The 16,248-nt window shown below is 65.2% G+C and carries 18 protein-coding genes; 9 read left to right on the top strand and 9 right to left on the bottom strand.

The window, feature by feature from the left end; genetic code table 11:
* Positions 1-4: 4 nt before the first annotated feature.
* The 7 genes from ptsP to gshA all read right to left on the bottom strand — a co-directional run bounded on the left by ptsP (position 5) and on the right by gshA (position 6,323).
* A complete protein-coding gene (gene ptsP / locus BT173_RS01095) occupies positions 5-1,738 on the bottom strand; it encodes a phosphoenolpyruvate--protein phosphotransferase (RefSeq protein ID WP_072426768.1) in 1,734 nt (577 codons plus the stop codon).
* Between the two features lie 12 nt (positions 1,739-1,750).
* Positions 1,751-2,020: an HPr family phosphocarrier protein gene (locus BT173_RS01090; RefSeq protein WP_072426767.1), complete on the bottom strand. Its 270-nt coding sequence runs from the start codon at positions 2,018-2,020 to the stop codon at positions 1,751-1,753.
* An 8-nt stretch (positions 2,021-2,028) separates the two neighbouring features.
* Complete coding sequence (locus BT173_RS01085; protein WP_072426766.1) at positions 2,029-2,436, bottom strand: PTS sugar transporter subunit IIA; 408 nt, start codon at positions 2,434-2,436, stop codon at positions 2,029-2,031.
* 100 nt (positions 2,437-2,536) lie between these two features.
* Positions 2,537-3,478: a glutathione synthase gene (gene gshB, locus BT173_RS01080; RefSeq protein ID WP_072426765.1), complete on the bottom strand. Its 942-nt coding sequence runs from the start codon at positions 3,476-3,478 to the stop codon at positions 2,537-2,539.
* Positions 3,479-3,535: 57 nt separating this feature from the next.
* Positions 3,536-4,360 (bottom strand): HDOD domain-containing protein, encoded by an 825-nt coding sequence (locus BT173_RS01075; protein ID WP_072426764.1) that lies wholly within the window; start codon positions 4,358-4,360, stop codon positions 3,536-3,538.
* 136 nt (positions 4,361-4,496) lie between these two features.
* On the bottom strand, positions 4,497-4,961 hold the full coding sequence (locus BT173_RS01070) for a DUF4399 domain-containing protein (protein ID WP_072426763.1): 465 nt from the start codon (positions 4,959-4,961) through the stop codon (positions 4,497-4,499).
* A 63-nt stretch (positions 4,962-5,024) separates the two neighbouring features.
* Positions 5,025-6,323 (bottom strand): glutamate--cysteine ligase, encoded by a 1,299-nt coding sequence (gene gshA / locus BT173_RS01065; RefSeq protein WP_072426762.1) that lies wholly within the window; start codon positions 6,321-6,323, stop codon positions 5,025-5,027.
* 513 nt (positions 6,324-6,836) lie between these two features.
* Between gshA and mgtE the strand changes: the two genes are divergently transcribed.
* The 6 genes from mgtE to BT173_RS01035 all read left to right on the top strand — a co-directional run bounded on the left by mgtE (position 6,837) and on the right by BT173_RS01035 (position 11,819).
* Complete coding sequence (gene mgtE, locus BT173_RS01060) at positions 6,837-8,276, top strand: magnesium transporter (protein WP_072426761.1); 1,440 nt, start codon at positions 6,837-6,839, stop codon at positions 8,274-8,276.
* 17 nt (positions 8,277-8,293) lie between these two features.
* On the top strand, positions 8,294-9,067 hold the full coding sequence (locus BT173_RS01055; protein ID WP_072426760.1) for an EAL domain-containing protein: 774 nt from the start codon (positions 8,294-8,296) through the stop codon (positions 9,065-9,067).
* A gap of 4 nt (positions 9,068-9,071) precedes the next feature.
* Complete coding sequence (prmC, locus tag BT173_RS01050; RefSeq protein WP_072426759.1) at positions 9,072-9,902, top strand: peptide chain release factor N(5)-glutamine methyltransferase; 831 nt, start codon at positions 9,072-9,074, stop codon at positions 9,900-9,902.
* Positions 9,903-10,005: 103 nt separating this feature from the next.
* Positions 10,006-10,320: a Grx4 family monothiol glutaredoxin gene (grxD, locus tag BT173_RS01045; protein ID WP_072426758.1), complete on the top strand. Its 315-nt coding sequence runs from the start codon at positions 10,006-10,008 to the stop codon at positions 10,318-10,320.
* A gap of 85 nt (positions 10,321-10,405) precedes the next feature.
* Positions 10,406-11,026, top strand: a complete 621-nt coding sequence (locus tag BT173_RS01040; RefSeq protein ID WP_072426757.1) for a LysE family translocator — start codon at positions 10,406-10,408, stop codon at positions 11,024-11,026.
* A 19-nt stretch (positions 11,027-11,045) separates the two neighbouring features.
* Complete coding sequence (locus BT173_RS01035; RefSeq protein ID WP_072426756.1) at positions 11,046-11,819, top strand: class I SAM-dependent methyltransferase; 774 nt, start codon at positions 11,046-11,048, stop codon at positions 11,817-11,819.
* A 1-nt stretch (position 11,820) separates the two neighbouring features.
* On the opposite strand, the gene BT173_RS01030 is transcribed toward BT173_RS01035, so the two are convergent.
* Positions 11,821-13,314, bottom strand: a complete 1,494-nt coding sequence (locus tag BT173_RS01030) for an AMP nucleosidase (RefSeq protein ID WP_072426755.1) — start codon at positions 13,312-13,314, stop codon at positions 11,821-11,823.
* 142 nt (positions 13,315-13,456) lie between these two features.
* Between BT173_RS01030 and BT173_RS01025 the strand changes: the two genes are divergently transcribed.
* Positions 13,457-14,242, top strand: coding sequence for a hydratase (locus tag BT173_RS01025; RefSeq protein WP_072426754.1), 786 nt, complete (start codon positions 13,457-13,459; stop codon positions 14,240-14,242).
* On the opposite strand, the gene BT173_RS01020 is transcribed toward BT173_RS01025, so the two are convergent.
* Positions 14,239-14,490 (bottom strand): cysteine-rich CWC family protein, encoded by a 252-nt coding sequence (locus BT173_RS01020; protein ID WP_245794109.1) that lies wholly within the window; start codon positions 14,488-14,490, stop codon positions 14,239-14,241. The two genes, BT173_RS01025 and BT173_RS01020, sit on opposite strands and share 4 nt — an antisense overlap.
* Before the next feature lie 179 nt (positions 14,491-14,669).
* On the opposite strand from BT173_RS01020, the gene BT173_RS01015 reads away from it, so the two are divergent.
* Positions 14,670-15,545, top strand: coding sequence for an SMP-30/gluconolactonase/LRE family protein (locus tag BT173_RS01015; protein WP_245794108.1), 876 nt, complete (start codon positions 14,670-14,672; stop codon positions 15,543-15,545).
* A gap of 142 nt (positions 15,546-15,687) precedes the next feature.
* Positions 15,688-16,188 carry a hypothetical protein gene (locus BT173_RS01010; RefSeq protein WP_072426752.1) on the top strand — a complete coding sequence of 167 codons (501 nt, stop codon included), beginning with the start codon at positions 15,688-15,690 and terminating at the stop codon, positions 16,186-16,188.
* Positions 16,189-16,248 lie beyond the last annotated feature (60 nt).

The raw sequence follows: 16,248 nt of genomic DNA, 5'->3' as shown, positions 1-16,248 counted from the left end.
CGATCTACTCGCCTGCGCTGAGCAGTAATTCGCGCACCCGATCCGCATCGGGTGCCAGGCTGATTTCCTCGGCCAGCGGGCTTAGGCGCTTGAGGTCGCTTTTCAGGATCACCTGCTTCACGTTCAGCATCTGTGCCGGGTGCATGGAGAAACTGCGCAGGCCCAGGGCCAGCAGCAGGCGGGTCAGGCGCACATCGCCGGCCATTTCGCCGCACACCGATACCGGCACGCCCATGCGGTCGGCCGAGCGGATCACATGGGCGATCAGGTGCAGCACGGCCGGGTGGAAGGGGTCGTACAGATGGCTGACCGAGTCATCGCCACGGTCCACGGCCAGCGTGTACTGGATCAGGTCATTGGTGCCGATCGAGACAAAGTCGAGGCGTTCGAGAAAGTGGGTAATGGTCAGCGCCGCGCCCGGTACTTCGATCATGCCGCCCACTTCCACGTCGGCTCCGAAAGGCAGGCCATCTTCACGCAGGCTTTCCTTGGCCTGCTCCACGTGGAACAGCACCTGGTTCACTTCCGATACGCTGGCCAGCATCGGCACCAGCAGCTTGAGCTTGCCGTGCGCGCCGGCACGCAGCAGCGCGCGCAGCTGGGTGCGGAATAGAATCGGTTCGGCCAGGCACAGACGCACACCGGTCAGGCCCAGGGCTGGGTTGGGCGCGGACTGCGCTTCCTCGTCAGCCCATTTGGGCATCTTGTCGCGCCCCAGATCCACCGTGCGTATGGTGACCGGCAGGCCCTTCATACCTTCCACCACCTGCTTGTAGGCCTCGTACTGCTCGTCCTCGTCGGGCAGGTCGTCGCGGCCGAGGAAGAGAAATTCGGAGCGATACAGGCCGATGCCACTCGCGCCATTGGCACGCACCTGCTCGAGGTCGCCCGGGGTTTCGATATTGGCCAGCAGCGTGATGCTGGAGCCATCTATCGTGGTGGCGGCCGTGGTCTTCAACCGCTGCAGGCGCTTGCGATCGGCCACATGGCTGGCCTGGCGCTTGCGGTACTCGGTGAGGATGGTCTCGCTCGGGTCGATGATGGCGACGCCGGCCGTGCCGTCCACGATCAGGGTTTCGTCCTCGCGGATTAGCTGGCGTGCATTGTGCAGGGCCAGCACCGAGGGGATGTTCAGACTGCGCGCCAGGATGGCGGTATGCGAGGTCGGGCCACCCACATCAGTCAGGAAGGCAGCGAACTGCGCCTCCTTGAACAAGACCATATCGGCCGGGCTCAGATCATGCGCGATCAGGATGCGTTCGCGGCTGTCGTCCGGCGGCACATACTGGCCACCGCCCTGCCCGGCCAGGGCCTTGAACACGCGCTCGACCACCTGGATCACGTCGGTGCGCCGCTCGCGCAGGTATTCTTCCTCGATCACATCGAACTGCTCGAGCAGGCGGTCCTGCTGCAGCTTGAGCGCCCACTCGGCATTGCAGCGCTGCTCGGTGATGATGTCGCGCGGCTCGCGGGCAATGGTGTGATCGTTGAGCAGCATCACATGCAGGCTGAGGAAGGCGCCCAGCTCGGTGGGCGCATTCTCGGGAATACTGCCCCACAGCAGCTCCAGCTCCTTGCGGGTGGCACGCACGGCCGCATCGAAGCGGGCAATTTCGCCCGGCACTTCCGCCTCGGTGATCTCGTAGTGCGCGACTTCCAGATCGGTGTGGCTGACCAGATGGGCGCGGCCGATGGCGATGCCGCCGCCAATGCCGATGCCGTGCAGGGTAATGGTCATGGCGCGGACCTTTTATTCCGACTCGTCAAAACGATTGGCGATCAGCTCGACGATCGCGGCCAGGGCGGCGGCCTCATCGGCGCCATTGGTTTCGATGCTGATGCGGCTCCCCTTGGCGGCGGCCAGCATCATCACGCCCATGATGGACTTGGCATTGACGCGCTTGCCATTGCGGCTGAGCCAGACTTCGCACTGGAAGCGACTGGCCAGCTGGGTCAGCTTGCTGGAGGCCCGTGCATGCAGGCCCAGCTTATTGATGATTTCGACTTCTTGCTGTTGCATGACGGTCCTTATCCAATCGGGTTTGTGCTGGGTGGCAGCATATACATCACGCCTTCCAGCCCACCGGTAACAGCCTTGCTGACCACCACCTCCAGCGCTTCGTGCGAGTAGTTGAGGCTGCGCACCAGCATGGGCAGGTTGATGCCGGCCACGGCTTCCACGCGGCCTGGTTCGATCAGCCGATACGCGATATTCGATGGCGTGCCGCCGTAGATATCCGATAGCACCAGCACACCATGGCCGGTGTCGATCTCGCGCAACATGGCGCGCGCGCGCTCCAGCACTTCGTCGGGGTCGTCCTGGCGGTACACGGGCAGATAGCGTAGCTGGGGCAGCGGGCGGCTCAGCACATGCGCCGCACACTCGGCCAAGCTTTCGCCCAGGCCATAATGCGTAAGAAGCAGGATTCCAACCATGATCGAACTCAAGAGACAGCGTTGCTGGCGATTCTAACAGTCAGGCCTGCGTAATCTGTCCTTGTGCAGCGCGTAAACCGGTATCGGCGGGAATATATTCCTAACTCAGCGCGGCTTCGAGTGCATCGATAAACAGGCCGGCCACATTGATGCCCGCTTGCTGGCTGATTTCCTGGAAGCAGGTCGGGCTGGTGACATTGACCTCGGTCAGATGCTCGCCGATCACATCGAGGCCTACCAGCAACAGTCCTTCCGCGGCCAGCTGCGGCCCCAGCGTCTCGGCGATCTCACGGTCGCGCGCACTGAGCGGGCGCGCCACGCCAGTGCCGCCGGCGGCCAGATTACCGCGCGTCTCGCCCTGCATGGGAATGCGCGCCAGACACCAGTCAACCGGCTTGCCGGCAATAAGCAGCACGCGCTTGTCGCCATCCTTGATGGCTGGCAGATAGCGCTGCGCCATCAGGGTGACCTGGCCGTGCAGGGTCTGGGTTTCCAGGATGGCGCCGATATTCGGGTCCTCGGGGCGCAGGCGGAAGATGCCGGCGCCGCCCATGCCATCGAGCGGCTTGAGGATGATGTCACCCTGCTCGTGCAGAAAGACCCGGATATCGGCTGCCTGGCTACTGATCAGGGTGGGCGTGGTGAACTGCGCGAAGCGCAGGATGGCCAGCTTCTCGTTGTAATCGCGCAGCGCGCGCGGTTTGTTGAACACGCGCGCACCCTGGCGTTCGGCATGTTCGAGCAGATGGGTGGCGTACAGGTATTCGCTGTCAAAGGGCGGGTCCTTGCGCATGATCACCGCATCGAAGCTGGCCAGCTCGCGCGTCTCGACCGGAGCGGCGCTGAACCAGTCCTTGGCGTCGCCCGTCAGCGTGATGCGCCGGCTGTCTGCCAGCACCCGCCCGGCCAACACGCGCATATCGCGCTGCTCAAAGGCATGCAGCACATGCCCGCGCGCGGCGGCCTCGCGCATCATGGCAAAGGTGGAATCCTTATAGGTCTTGAAGCTATGCAGCGGGTCAGCGAGGAAGGCGATATGCATGGTGGCTTTGCTTGGGGTTGAGCGGGGGCGAGGCGCGCAGCCTCGCCGCGGGAGGGATTAGAGCAATTCCTGCAGGCCATCGCAGCTGGCGCGGGCCTTGGGCAATTCCTTGATCATATTGTCGGGGCTGATGCCGAGCTTATCGAGCAGCTTGGCCGGCAGCATTTCGGCAATCTCGGCGTCGCTCAGCCCGGCATCGAACTGGGCGGCCAGCAGATTGGCCAGCGCGACCACGCCGGCATAGGGTTCAAACTGCTCGTGCGCGGCCGGGTTCGGGTGCTGGGCAATCGCGCGCTGAATCTCGACTGGAAACTGCCAGCGCCGCGCCAGCTCGCCCCCCACCATGGCCAGGTCCACCCCAAGCACCATATTTTCCACCTGGGCGCGGTCGGTGCCGGCCACCACCATGCGGTCAATCTTGGCCATCTCATTTGGTGCCGCGATATGGATGAGCAGCTCGCCGATATTGTGCAGTAGGCCGCAGGTATAGGCGGTATTGCCATCCAGCCCGGCCAGCTTGGCGGTCAGGCGGGCCAGGTTGCCGGTCTTGAAACTGTGCAGCCAGAAGGTCTTGCGATCAAAGCTCGGGCTGGCCACCTGCATGCCCGACATGCCGGACGACACCACCAAGAGGCGCAGATGATCGAAACCCAGCCTGACCACCGCATCGTCGATATTGCTGACGGCCTTGCCGGCGCTGAGTCGGCTGCTATTGGCCAGGCGCAGCACCTTGGCCGACAGCACCTGATCGTGCGAGACCTGCTCGACGATCTGGTCCACATTGGTATCGGCGCGCTCGAAGCTGGCCAGCAGCTCCTGCACCACCTTGGGCACCATGGGCAGGCGCCCGGCGGCTTTGTCGAAAATCTCTTCCAGCGTCATGGCATCACTCCTGGGCTAGCAAGCCGCGCGGACAGGCCGCAGGCTTAGTGGGCGGTTGCGTTCGCCGTGCGGCGGCGACACCGCCTAAGCATAGAAGCAGGCCCCCCTCGGACGCCAAGCGGCGGGCGACGACAGGTCAGGGTTTGCCGGCCGGCTGGGCCGCAGGCGCGGCGGCTTCCACCACCACGCGCACGCTGGCAGCCAGCTGTGGGCCGTAGGAGATATGCGCGCCGTCGGCAAACTGCATGGTCAGCACATGCGGGCCGGGCGGCAGGGTCAGCGTGGCTTCGGTCTGGCCCTTGCCATAGTGGATATGCTTTTCGCTGAACACGATGATGTCGCCCTTGGGCACGATGCCCTGGTCGACCAGCAGGTGATGGTGGCCGGTGCGACGGTCGAAGATGTCCTCGTTCGCCTTGCGCACGCCCATGCCCTTCAGACCGAACTTGACCTTGAAGGTGGGTGGCAACACATCGCCGTCCTTCAGGCCGATGAAGTAGACACGCGCCTCCTTGGGGAAGCCGTCGCCAGGGGCAGGCGCGGCCTGCAGTAGCAGCGGCAGACCGAGCAGACAAGCGAAGAGCGGGCGCAGTGGGCGCATGGGTTTTCCTCCCTAGGGATGGTTTTCTTATGGGTGCTGCCAGTGCTGCTCAGGCCTGCGGGCTCAGATGGCCAGCGCCGCGCTGCTGGCCGGCTCGGTGGCCTCGATCTCGCGCGAGGCGGCCAGCAGTGCCAGACGCGCCACTACGCCATAAGCGTAGAAACGGTTCGGCGCACAGTCGGGGCTACCATCGCAGTCGGGCGTGGACAGCGGCGTGTCGAAGGCGAGCGGCTTGAAATAGGCGCCCGGCGCATTCAGGTTCTCGTCGCTGCCGCGCTCGGTATGCACGCGGTAGAAACCACCCACCACGAAGCGATCCATCATGTACACAACTGGCTCGGCCACCGCGTCCTCGATGGTCTCGAAGGTCGGTACGCCTTCCTGCACGATCACATCGCTGACTTCCAGACCTTCTTTGACCACGGCCATCTTGTTGCGCTGCTTGCGATTGAGACCGATCACCTCCTCAGGCGACTTCACGCTCATCACGCCCATGCCATAGGTGCCGGCATCGGCCTTCACAATCGCATACGGCGCGGCATCAATGCCCAGATCGCGGTACTTGGCCGCCGTCAGCGCCAGCACGCGCTCGACTTCGGCCGCCAGGCGCTCCTCGCCCTCGCGGGTCTGGAAGTCCAGCTCGCGCACCTGGCCGAAGTAGGGGTTGATATACCAGGGGTCGATGCCGAGCAGATCGGCGAATTCCTCGGCCACACCGTCGTACTGGGCGAAGTGATTGGTCTTGCGCCGCGTGTACCAGCCTGCATGCAGCGGTGGCAGCAGGTTCTGCTCGATATCGCGCAGGATGGCCGGAATGCCAGCCGATAGATCATTGTTCAGCAGCACGACGCAGGGGTCGAAGCCAGGCAAACCGACCCGGTTGCCGATGCGCTGGATCGGCTCCAGGGTCAGCACCGCGCCATTCGGCAGCTCGAAGGTGGTCGGGGCGGTGATTTCCGGGTTTAGCGAACCGAGACGGATATTCAGTCCGGCCAGCTTAAGGATGCGCGCCAGTGCGGCCACGTTCTGCAGGTAGTACTGGTTGCGGGTGTGGTTTTCCGGAATCAGCAATAGGCGGCGTGCATCGGGACAGACTTTTTCCAGCGCACTCTGCACGGCCTGCACGCACAGCGGGGTGAAGTCGGGGTTCAGGTTGTTGAAGCCGCCCGGGAACAGATTCATGTCCACCGGCGCCAGCTTGTAGCCGGAGTTGCGCAGATCGACCGAGCCATAGAAAGGCACGCTGTGCTCCAGCCACTGGCTGCGGAACCAGGCCTCGATTTCGCACTGCGAGGCAAGCATCTTGCGCTCCAGATCAAGCAGGGGGCCAGTCAAGGCGGTGGCAAGGCGGGGTACATTCATGGCGTAACCTATCGGGTGCGGCGGTTCTAGGGCGCGGCGCAGCTGGGCCGTGTGGGCCGGTGCGCGGCAGGGGCGCGGGCGATGCTCAGAGGATAGCCGATATGGCGGCTTACACGCTTGGAGCCTGTTCACGATCTTTTCGCCCCAGCGTTCCGGGCAGTGCCGGCAGCGGGCAAGACGCAAGCCGTGCCGCGGTACGGGTACCGCAAGCGGCTTGTAACGCCGGCCGCTGTCGGCAATGCCCGGAACCCGAAGGGCCGGGCCGGGAAAAGGTCATGCACTGCGTTGGACGCCTTGGCAATAACCCGTTATTACCGGCGTCGTCCGTCTTGTACCTGTCCTTTTCCCGGCCCGGCGCTGGGGTGAAAAGATCGTGAACAGGCTCCTAGATAGGGTTGCCCGCGGCCGGTTTCAAGCCAAGCCCATGCTAAACTCGCACCGCGCCAACCCCGCTGTCCACGCGGGCTGGCACGCCTCCGTGCACCGATCTCCCCGCCACCACGAGGTACCGGCATGACTCAAGCCGCTCCCAAGCCCAAGGAAAGCCTGCAGGAAAGCCTGCAACAGGTGCAGCGCCTGCTCGCCCGGCACAAGCTGGTCGAGGGCCTCGTGCACAAGCAGGACATGCCCAAGCATGATCTGGTCGAATCGCTGGTACACAAGCAGAACCTGGTCGAACTCGAACAGAAGCTGGCCCAGCAGCACCCGGCCGATATCGCCTTCATCCTTGAGTCGCTGCCACCCGAGGACCGCCTGCTGGTCTGGGGCCTGATCCACACCGAGGTCGAGGGCGATGTGCTGCTCGAGGTGTCGGACGCGGTGCGTGAGTCGCTGCTGGCCGATATGGACCGCGAGGAAATTCTCGCCGCGGCCGAGCACCTCGATACCGACGAGCTGGCTGACCTGGCGCCTGACCTGCCCCAGGATGTGATGCACGCGTTGATCGGCGGCCTGGAAGAGGAAGAGCGCGCCGAGCTGCAGTCAGCGCTGTCCTATGGCGATGACCAGGTCGGTTCGCTGATGGACTTCGATATGGTCACCATCCGCGACGATGTGACGCTGGAGGTGGTGCTCCGTTATCTGCGCCGCTTCGATGAACTTCCGCACCACTGCGACAAGCTGTTCGTGGTGGACAATGACCAGCGCCTGAAGGGCGTGCTGGCGATCAAGAAGCTGCTGGTTAGCGACCCGGAGCTCGAGGTGGCCGCCGCCATGGCGCGCGAGGTGGTGTCCTTCAACCCGGATGACGATGCCGGCGAGGCCGCGCTGGCCTTCGAGCGCTACGACCTGATTTCCGCCCCGGTGGTCGATTCCACCAATAAGGTGATCGGCCGGCTGACCGTGGACATGATGGTGGACGTGATCCGCGAGGAAACCGATGCCGAAGTGCTGAGCCTCGGTGGTCTGAAGGAAGAGGAAGACCTGTTCAGCTCCGTATGGGAATCGGCCAAGAACCGCTGGCCCTGGCTGGCGGTGAATATCTGCACTGCCTTCCTGGCCAGCCGGGTGATCGGCGCGTTCGAGCACACGATCGAGGCGCTGGTGGCGCTGGCCGCGCTGATGCCCATCGTGTCTGGCATCGGCGGCAATACCGGCACCCAGACCGTCACCCTGGTGGTGCGCGGCCTGGCGCTTGGCCAGATCAATGCCTCGAGTGCGCGCCGCCTGATCGCCAAGGAGCATGCGATTGCGCTGCTCAACGGCGTGGTCTGGGGCGGGGTGCTCGGTTTTATCGCCTTCCTGCTGTATCGCGATGTCCATCTGGGCATCGTGATGGCGGCGGCCATGATCCTCAATCTGCAGGTGGCGGCCTTCGTCGGCCTGATCGTGCCGCTGACCATGAGCAAGTTCGGCCGCGATCCGGCCTATGGCTCCTCGGTCTTCCTGACCGCGGCCACCGATAGCATGGGTTTCTTCATCTTCCTTGGTCTGGCGACCATCTTCCTGCTGTAAGCCGATAGCCCCAGCCCATGTTTGCACCGATTTCCGACCGCCAAGCCGCCATTCATCCGGTACGCATCGCCCCCACCGTGCTGATCGATCTGATGCGTGCGCAGCGCTATGGGGTCGAGTACCAGCCGATTGTCGAACTGCGCTCGGGCGAAATCGTCGCCTACGAGGCGCTGGCGCGTTTCTACGCGGCCGATGGCCAGGCGCTGGCGCCCAAGCCGGTGTTCGATGCCCTGCATCACAGCCCGCTCTCGCTCTACCAGGTCGAGTTCGATATGAAGCGCCTGCAGCTCGAGCACGCGCCGGCCGATGAAGCGCTGTTCGTGAATCTTGACCCCGATGCCTATGCGGTGACGGCGGATGAGCCCGAGGAGCCGCTGCTCAATCTGCTGCGCCAGCGCGCGGGTCTTGTGGTGGAGATCATCGAGAACTCCGATGTGTCCGATGCCCATCTCTCGCAAAGGCTCGCGCACAGCTTCGCCGCCCACGGCATACGGCTGGCGCTCGACGATATCGGTGCGCCCAATTCCATGATCTCGCTCGAGGTGATGATGGAAGTGGACTGGTTCAAGTTCGACCGCTCATGGCTGGCGCGTGCGCGCGACAGCAAGAGCCGCGCCGCGCTCGTGCACCTGATCGCGTTTGCGCAGGAATGCGGTTGCCGGGTCATACTGGAGGGCATCGAACGCCAGGAAGACTTGGAACTGGCTCAGGCGCTGGGTGTGGACTGCGTGCAGGGCTTTCTGTACCGCAAGCAGTTCCGCTCGGTGGCCAAGGCCCGCTGCGCATGGTGAAGACATGAAACCGACCGTGGCCAATCTGATCAGCCAGTCGCGCCAGCACGGCCTGCCCGCGCTGGAAGCTCGCCTCTTGCTCGAACACGCGAGCGGCCTGAGCCGTACCCGCCAGGCGGCCTGGCCGGAGACTGAGCTCGACGCAGCGGTAGCCGAGACCTTCCGAGAGCTGGTGCGCCGTCGCCTGGCTGGCGAGCCGGTCGCCTACCTGATCGGCCTGCGCGAGTTCTTCAGCCTGGAGTTTGAAGTCAGCCCAGCCGTGCTGATTCCGCGCCCGGAAACCGAGCTGCTGGTGGAGCTGGCGCTTGAGCGCCTGCCGCTTGATGAGCCAAGCAGTGCACTCGACCTGGGTACCGGTTCGGGCATCATCCCGGTGTCGCTGCGCAAGCACCGGCCGCAGCTGGCCATGTATGCGCTGGATATCTCCGAGACGGCGCTGGCCGTGGCGCAGCGCAATGCCGAGCGCCACCAGACCCCGATACGCTTCGCGCGCAGCAACTGGTATGCGGCACTGGGCGAGGAGCGCTTCGATCTGATCGTCTCCAATCCGCCCTATATCGCCGCGGGCGACCCGCATCTGGTCGAGGGCGATCTGCGCTTCGAGCCGGCTGGCGCGCTCAGCGATGGGGCCGACGGCCTGCTGCATATCCGCCAGATCATTGCCGGCGCGGCGCGCCATCTGCAGCCCGGCGGCTGGCTGCTGTTCGAGCATGGCTACGATCAGGCTGCCGCCAGCCGCGCCTTGCTGCAGGCTGCGGGCTTTCAGCAGGTGCGCAGCTGGTCCGACCTGGCCGATATCGAGCGGGTCAGCGGCGGGCGGCTTGCGGCCAGCTAGGCGCAGGCCGTAAAATTCCCGACTGAATTGATCGAGTATTCGTGCACCCCGGCGCGAATGCCGCCCAACCGGCCGTTGCGCAGCGGCCATGCAAGGAAATGTCATGGATATCCAGGAAAAGATTCGCCAAACCGTTACCGAGAACCCGGTCGTGCTGTACATGAAGGGCACGCCCACCTTCCCGCAGTGCGGTTTCTCGGCCAAGGCCGTCAGCATTCTGAAGGCGGTGGAAGTGCCGTTCGCCACCGTGAATGTGCTGGCCGACGATGAAGTGCGCCAGGGCATCAAGGAATTCGCCAACTGGCCGACCATTCCCCAGCTTTACATCAAGGGTGAATTCGTCGGCGGTTCGGACATCATGAGCGAGCTGTACCAGAACGGTGAGCTGGCCCAGATGGTTGCCGATCTGAAGGCCTGATGGCCCGATCCAGGAAAGCCCCGGTAGCCCCGGGGCTTTTTTGTGTCCAGGCTCGGCCCAACTCAACCCCCGCGCGGAGCGCACCATGTCGCTGCAACTCTGGCTCGCCTATGTGGCTGCCGTCTTCCTGATCTCGGGCACGCCCGGCCCGAATATGCTGCTGGCCATGACCCATGGCATCCACCATGGCCTGAGCCGCACCTTCACCACCATGGCCGGCCTGCTGGCCGGTCTGGCTGTCATCCTGTCCATCTCGCTGGGTGGCCTGGGGGCCGTGCTGCTCGCGTCCAGCCATGCCTTTGATGCGATCAAATACCTGGGTGCTGCCTACCTGATCTATCTGGGCATCAAGACCTGGCGTAGCGCCGATGCGGGTATCGAGACCGAGGGCCGACCCGATGCCGATAGCGCCTGGGCGCGTTTTCGCATCGGTGTGCTGGTGGCGCTGTCCAATCCGAAAGCCATCCTGTTCGGCGTGGCCTTCTTTCCGCAGTTCCTCGACCGCAGCCAGCCCATGGCCGGGCAGGCCAGCATCCTTTTGCTGAGCTTCATGCTGATCGAAACCGGTTGGATGTGCGTGTACGCGGGCGGTGGCGCCAAGCTGGCCATCTGGCTGCGTGCAGGCCGCCGCATGGTCTGGTTCAACCGCTCGGCTGGCGCGGCCTTTGTCGGCGCCGGCCTGCTGCTCGGTGCGTTTCGGCGCTAATGAAAAGGATGAGGGATTGATGGGTACGACGAATACACTCCACCCGGCCGCCGCCAGCGGCTTTGCCCAACAGGCCGATGCCTATGCGCGCGGCCGGCCCGATTATCCGCAGGCGGTGCTGCCCTGGCTGGGTGAGCAACTCGGCCTGCAGCCGGCTTGGCAGGTACTCGACCTGGGGGCCGGTACCGGCAAGTTTTCCCGCTATCTGCTCGACAGCGGCGCGCAGGTGACGGCGCTGGAACCGGTGGCCGCCATGCGCGCCAAGCTGGTCAGCTTGCCCGGCTTGCGAGTACTGGATGGCACGGCCGAGGCGATACCGCTGCCCGATGCCAGCCTGGACGCGGTGTTTGCCGCCACTGCCTTCCATTGGTTCGCCACCCCGGCCGCGCTGGCCGAGATCGAGCGCGTGCTGCGCCCGGGCGGCTGGCTGGTGCTGCTGTTCAATGTGCGTGACGAGTCGGTGGACTGGGTGGCGGCGATGAGCGCGATCATGCAACCCTATGAGGGTGACACGCCGCGCTACCGCAAGGGTGACTGGCGCAAGGTCTTCCCGGCGCCGGGCTTTAGCGCGCTGCAACAGGTCGACTTCCCCTATCTGCACCGCGGTGCGCCCGAGCAGGTGATTGTCGACCGCGTGCTATCGGTCAGCTTTATTGCCGCCCTGCCCGACCCGGAACGCGCCAAGGTGCACGCCGCGCTCACCGAGCTGATCGCCACCCACCCGGCCCTGGCCGGCCAGGCCGAGATCGCCCTGCCCTATCGCACCGAGCTGTATTGCTGCCAGCGCCGCTGAGCTACTGGAAGGCCACCTCGGCAAAGCTGCGCAGCTTGCGGCTATGCAGCTGGGCCGCGCCCTGGGCACGCAATAGCTCCATGGCGCGGATGCCGATGCGCAGATGCTGGTCGACCCGCTCGCGATAGAAGTGGTTGGCCATGCCCGGCAGCTTGATCTCGCCGTGTAGCGGCTTGTCGCTCACGCAGAGCAGGGTGCCGTAGGGCACGCGGAAGCGGAAGCCGTTCGCGGCGATGGTGGCGCTTTCCATATCGAGCGCCACCGCGCGGCTCTGGCTGAAGCGGCGCTGCGGGGTATTGTCGGGCAGCAGTTCCCAGTTGCGGTTATCGGTGCTGGCCACGGTGCCGGTGCGCATGATGCGCTTGAGCTCGGCCGCCGGCACCTGGGTCACGTCCGACACCGCCTGCTGCAGCGCCAGCTGGATTTCCGCCAGGGCCGGAATCGGCACCCAGAGCGGCAGATCCTCATCGAGCACATGGTCTTCGCGCACATAGCCATGCGCGAGCACATAGTCGCCCAGCTGCTGGGTGGTGCGCAGGCCCGCGCAGTGGCCGAGCATGACCCAGGCATGCGGGCGCAGCACCGCGATATGGTCGGTCATGGTCTTGGCATTGGCCGGCCCCACGCCGATATTCACCATGCTGATACCGCTGCGATCGGCGCGCACCAGGTGATAGGCGGGCATCTGCGGCAGGCGCGGCGGCAGTTTGCCCAGCGCATCCTCGGCCTCGGCCGGTAGCCCCACGCGACGCGTGATCACATTACCCGGCTCGACAAAGGCGATGTACTCGCTGTCCGGGCGTGCCATCTCGGCATGACCGAGGCGGATGAACTCATCCAGATAGAAGGGGTAATTGGTGAACAGCACGAAGTTCTGGCAATGCTCGGGCGCAGTGCCGGTGTAGTGACGCAGCCGGTGCAGCGAGTAATCGACGCGCGGCGCGGTGAACAGAGCCAGCGGCTCGGGCTCACCCGGCGCTGGCCGGTGGGTGCCATTGGCAATGCCGTCATCCATGGCGGTCAGGTCGGGCAGGTCGAACATATCGCGCATCAGCTGGCGCCGCTCCGCGCTCAGATTGCCCTCGATATGGTCGTGCTCGGCAAAGCTGAAATGCACAGGAATCGGTTGCTTGCTGGTGCCGATCTCCAGCTCGCAGTCATGGTTCTGCAGCAGCAGGCTGAACTGGGCCAGATAGTAGTCGGCGAACAGATCGGGGCGGGTCAGCGTGGTCTCGTAGCGGCCCGGCCCGGCCAGAAAGCCAAAGCTCAGATGGGTGGCGCCGCCGGCCGGCAGGCGCAGCGTGCTATCGGTGTACACGCGCACATAGGGGTAGCAGGCGCGCACGCGGCCGGGCAGGCGCTCGCCAGCTACATATCGCTGCATGGCATCGCGCAGATGGGCGATATTGGCCTGGTAGATTGCGCTGACCTGCTCAAGCGCGGCCTGTGGGTCGCGGAAACGGCTGGGGGCGATATAGCTGGGGAGGTGGGACATGGACACTTCCTGGCAGTGCGCCGCATGGCGCCTTGCCACGATGGTAGCCGCCCGGGCGGGCGGCGGCGAGTGTGGCCTGCACTTGGGCTGCGCCGCACAGCGGTGTATAAGGGCGCCATTCGTCCCTGGAATACCTGCCGCCATGTCCGTTCAGCCCGAAGCCGCCCATGCCGCGGCGCAAATCCTGGCCAAGCGCCGCTTGCTCGGCAGCAGCGGCCCACGTCTGCCCGAAGCCTGCCGCCCTACCACGCTTGAGCAGGCGATGGCGATCCAGCAGGCCGTCAGCCGCGAGCTGGGTGCCGAGATTGGCGGTTGGAAATGCGGCCTGCCCACGCCCGAGCGCATCGTGGTCGCCCCCATCTACACCCAGGGCATCCAGCAGGATGGTCCGTGCCGGCTTTGGCCCAAGGACGGCCACGCGCGCGTGGAGCCCGAGCTGGCCTTTGTACTGGGCCACGACCTGCCGGCGCGCGCGCTGCCCTATAGCGAGGCCGAGATCGACGCCGCCATCACCCATACCCACCTGGGGTTGGAGCTGATCGCCAGCCGCTATAGCGATACCGCCGGCCTGCCCTTTGTGGAGTCGCTGGCTGATGGCCTGGTCAACCAGGGCCTGTGGCTGGGCCCCGAGGTTGATAACGAGCTGGCCCGGGGCGCCAGCGAGCTGCATCTGCAGATCAGCGATGCACTGGGCGAAATTGGCCAGTACGCAGGCCGCCATCCAAACGGCGTGCCGCGCGCACCGCTGTACTGGCTGGTGGAATACCTGCGCAACCAGGGCCAGGGTCTGCGCGCCGGTCAGGCCATCATCACCGGTTCCTATGCCGGTGTGCTGACCCTGCCGCTCGACCTGCCGCTGCAGATTCGCTTTGCCGAGCTAGGTAGCCTGGATGTGCGCTTCGAGGCGCATCCGGCGCTCAATCCTTAGTCGTTGCTGGCTGGTGGCGTGCTCAGCTGCGCGCAGCGCGGGCACAGGCAGGCCTCGCCACGCTGTTCGGGCGGGATGCGTGCCAGCGCAGCCGGGTTGATCTGGGCCGTGCGGCACCAGCAGGGGCTGTCCAGGCTGCCGCTCTGCGCGGGCGCGCACTGGTTGGCAGCGCCGCACAGCGGGCAGTACAGATGGGGCTTGGCTTGCATGATGGTGGGCCTGACGGGAATGCCCACACGATACGACATGCCCCAGCCAAGGTGAATCCTTTGCCAGCGCCTGCCCGTACTTCCCTCGCCTAGCAATGACTTTTCGCACTTCACTGCGGTGAATTATGAAACCGTTTTCATGCGCATGGGCAAGTCAGTAAACTAGCCGCTATAACAGCAAACACCAAGCCGGGGCGGGCGATTTTATGCAGCGTGAAATGCAGGCGGAGTGCCTTTGGCCGTTGGAGGCCGAACTGGCCGAGGGGCCGGTCTGGTTGGCCGAGGCGGGCATGCTCTACTTCACCGATATCAAGGGCCAGCAATTGCATGCCTACCGGCTGGCCACCGGCGAGCGCCAGAGTTGGGCGCTGCCGACCTGGCTGTGCTGGCTGATTCCGCGCCGCGATGGCGATGGCTTCATGGCAGGCTTTCGCGATGGCATTGCGCGCCTGTGGCTGAGCCCTAGCCTGCGCATCGAGTACCTGCTGCGTCCGCATGCGGCTGCGCCGCTGCTGCGCCTGAACGATGCGAAGGCCGATGCGCATGGCGCGATCTGGTTTGGCTCCATGCATAACGAGGATTACAGCCAGCGCGCCGGCAGCCTGTGCCGGCTAGACCCGGATGGCAGCTGGCAGCAGGCCAGCGGCGATTACCATATCTGCAATGGTCCGGCCCTGGGTCTGGATGGGCGTGTGCTGTATCACAACGACAGCTATCTGGCGCGTACCTATGCCTACCGGCTCGACCCTCAGGGCCGGCTTGGCGCGCGCCAGCTCTGGCGCCAGTTCGACCGCCCGCGCGAAGGCGGGCCGGATGGCATGACCGTGGATGCGGACGGCTGCTTGTGGATTGCCCAATGGGGCGCCGGGCGGGTGTGCCGCTACAGCCCGGTGGGTGAGCTGCTGGCCACCGTGCACTTGCCGGTCAGCTTGCCGGCCTCGGTCTGCTTCGGTGGCGATGGCCTGCGCACGCTGTTTATCACCACGGCCTGGGAAACCCTGAGCCCGGCCGAGCTGATGGAGCAGCCACTGGCAGGCAGCCTGTTTGCCGTCCAGCCCGGTGTTGCCGGGCTGCCCGTGCACCGCTACGGCTAGCTCCGGCGGTATTGGCAGCCGCGCGGGACGCGCACTTCTTGCGTTCGTCTGCTGTCGCCTGCCGCGCGGAAGGCTGGCGTATGCAAACTGCATTTTCTCAGTATCATCGCCGCTATCCCATTTCGTTGTCTGCCGCGCCGCCATGCTGACCACCCATCTAGTCTGTGCCCCTGACGATCTGTGCTCGCCGGCCGTGGTGACCGAATGGCTGGTGCCAGCAGGTTGGCAGGTGGAGGCTGATGCGCCGCTGGTGCGCCTGGCGGTGGCTGGCGAAGTGCATGTGGTGGTGACGCCCACCGCGGGCATGGTGCTGGAGCACTGCGTGGCCATCGGCGAGCCGCTGGCCGCCAGTGACTTGCTGGCCATGATAGAGGCCGATGAGCCGGACTTTGGCGAGATGCTGATTCCGGCCGAGGATGCGGCCGAGGTGTTGTCGGTGCCGGCCTGCCGGCTGGCGCAGCGCCCGCTGGCGCCGAGCGCCGTGCATAGCGAGGCACTCGCCCTGTGCGCGGCGCTCGGCATTGCCCCGGATGAGGTGCCGGCGGGGCCGCAGGGCCAGCTAGGGCGGCGCGAGGTGGAAGTGCATGTGCGCGCCGAGCTGCGCAAGTTGGCCGCATTGCGCCGCTTGCTGGCCGAAGACTGAGCTGACTCGCTTGCCAATAAAAAACGCCGCATGACGCGGCGTTTTTTATTGCGGCAGAGC

Origin of the sequence: Chitinimonas taiwanensis DSM 18899 (genome assembly GCF_900119825.1) — a bacterium.
GTDB lineage: Bacteria > Pseudomonadota > Gammaproteobacteria > Burkholderiales > Chitinimonadaceae > Chitinimonas > Chitinimonas taiwanensis.
This window is presented reverse-complemented; position numbering and strand designations above follow the sequence as displayed.

Excerpts from the sequence above, each read along its gene's own strand:
- ptsP (WP_072426768.1), bottom strand. The coding sequence starts at position 1,738 with ATGACCATTACCCTGCACGGCATCGGCATTGGCGGCGGCATCGCCATC.
- BT173_RS01090 (WP_072426767.1), bottom strand. The coding sequence starts at position 2,020 with ATGCAACAGCAAGAAGTCGAAATCATCAATAAGCTGGGCCTGCATGCA.
- BT173_RS01085 (WP_072426766.1), bottom strand. The coding sequence starts at position 2,436 with ATGGTTGGAATCCTGCTTCTTACGCATTATGGCCTGGGCGAAAGCTTG.
- gshB (WP_072426765.1), bottom strand. The coding sequence starts at position 3,478 with ATGCATATCGCCTTCCTCGCTGACCCGCTGCATAGCTTCAAGACCTAT.
- BT173_RS01075 (WP_072426764.1), bottom strand. The coding sequence starts at position 4,360 with ATGACGCTGGAAGAGATTTTCGACAAAGCCGCCGGGCGCCTGCCCATG.
- BT173_RS01070 (WP_072426763.1), bottom strand. The coding sequence starts at position 4,961 with ATGCGCCCACTGCGCCCGCTCTTCGCTTGTCTGCTCGGTCTGCCGCTG.
- gshA (WP_072426762.1), bottom strand. The coding sequence starts at position 6,323 with ATGAATGTACCCCGCCTTGCCACCGCCTTGACTGGCCCCCTGCTTGAT.
- mgtE (WP_072426761.1), top strand. The coding sequence starts at position 6,837 with ATGACTCAAGCCGCTCCCAAGCCCAAGGAAAGCCTGCAGGAAAGCCTG.
- BT173_RS01055 (WP_072426760.1), top strand. The coding sequence starts at position 8,294 with ATGTTTGCACCGATTTCCGACCGCCAAGCCGCCATTCATCCGGTACGC.
- prmC (WP_072426759.1), top strand. The coding sequence starts at position 9,072 with ATGAAACCGACCGTGGCCAATCTGATCAGCCAGTCGCGCCAGCACGGC.
- grxD (WP_072426758.1), top strand. The coding sequence starts at position 10,006 with ATGGATATCCAGGAAAAGATTCGCCAAACCGTTACCGAGAACCCGGTC.
- BT173_RS01040 (WP_072426757.1), top strand. The coding sequence starts at position 10,406 with ATGTCGCTGCAACTCTGGCTCGCCTATGTGGCTGCCGTCTTCCTGATC.
- BT173_RS01035 (WP_072426756.1), top strand. The coding sequence starts at position 11,046 with ATGGGTACGACGAATACACTCCACCCGGCCGCCGCCAGCGGCTTTGCC.
- BT173_RS01030 (WP_072426755.1), bottom strand. The coding sequence starts at position 13,314 with ATGTCCCACCTCCCCAGCTATATCGCCCCCAGCCGTTTCCGCGACCCA.
- BT173_RS01025 (WP_072426754.1), top strand. The coding sequence starts at position 13,457 with ATGTCCGTTCAGCCCGAAGCCGCCCATGCCGCGGCGCAAATCCTGGCC.
- BT173_RS01020 (WP_245794109.1), bottom strand. The coding sequence starts at position 14,490 with ATGTCGTATCGTGTGGGCATTCCCGTCAGGCCCACCATCATGCAAGCC.
- BT173_RS01015 (WP_245794108.1), top strand. The coding sequence starts at position 14,670 with ATGCAGGCGGAGTGCCTTTGGCCGTTGGAGGCCGAACTGGCCGAGGGG.
- BT173_RS01010 (WP_072426752.1), top strand. The coding sequence starts at position 15,688 with ATGCTGACCACCCATCTAGTCTGTGCCCCTGACGATCTGTGCTCGCCG.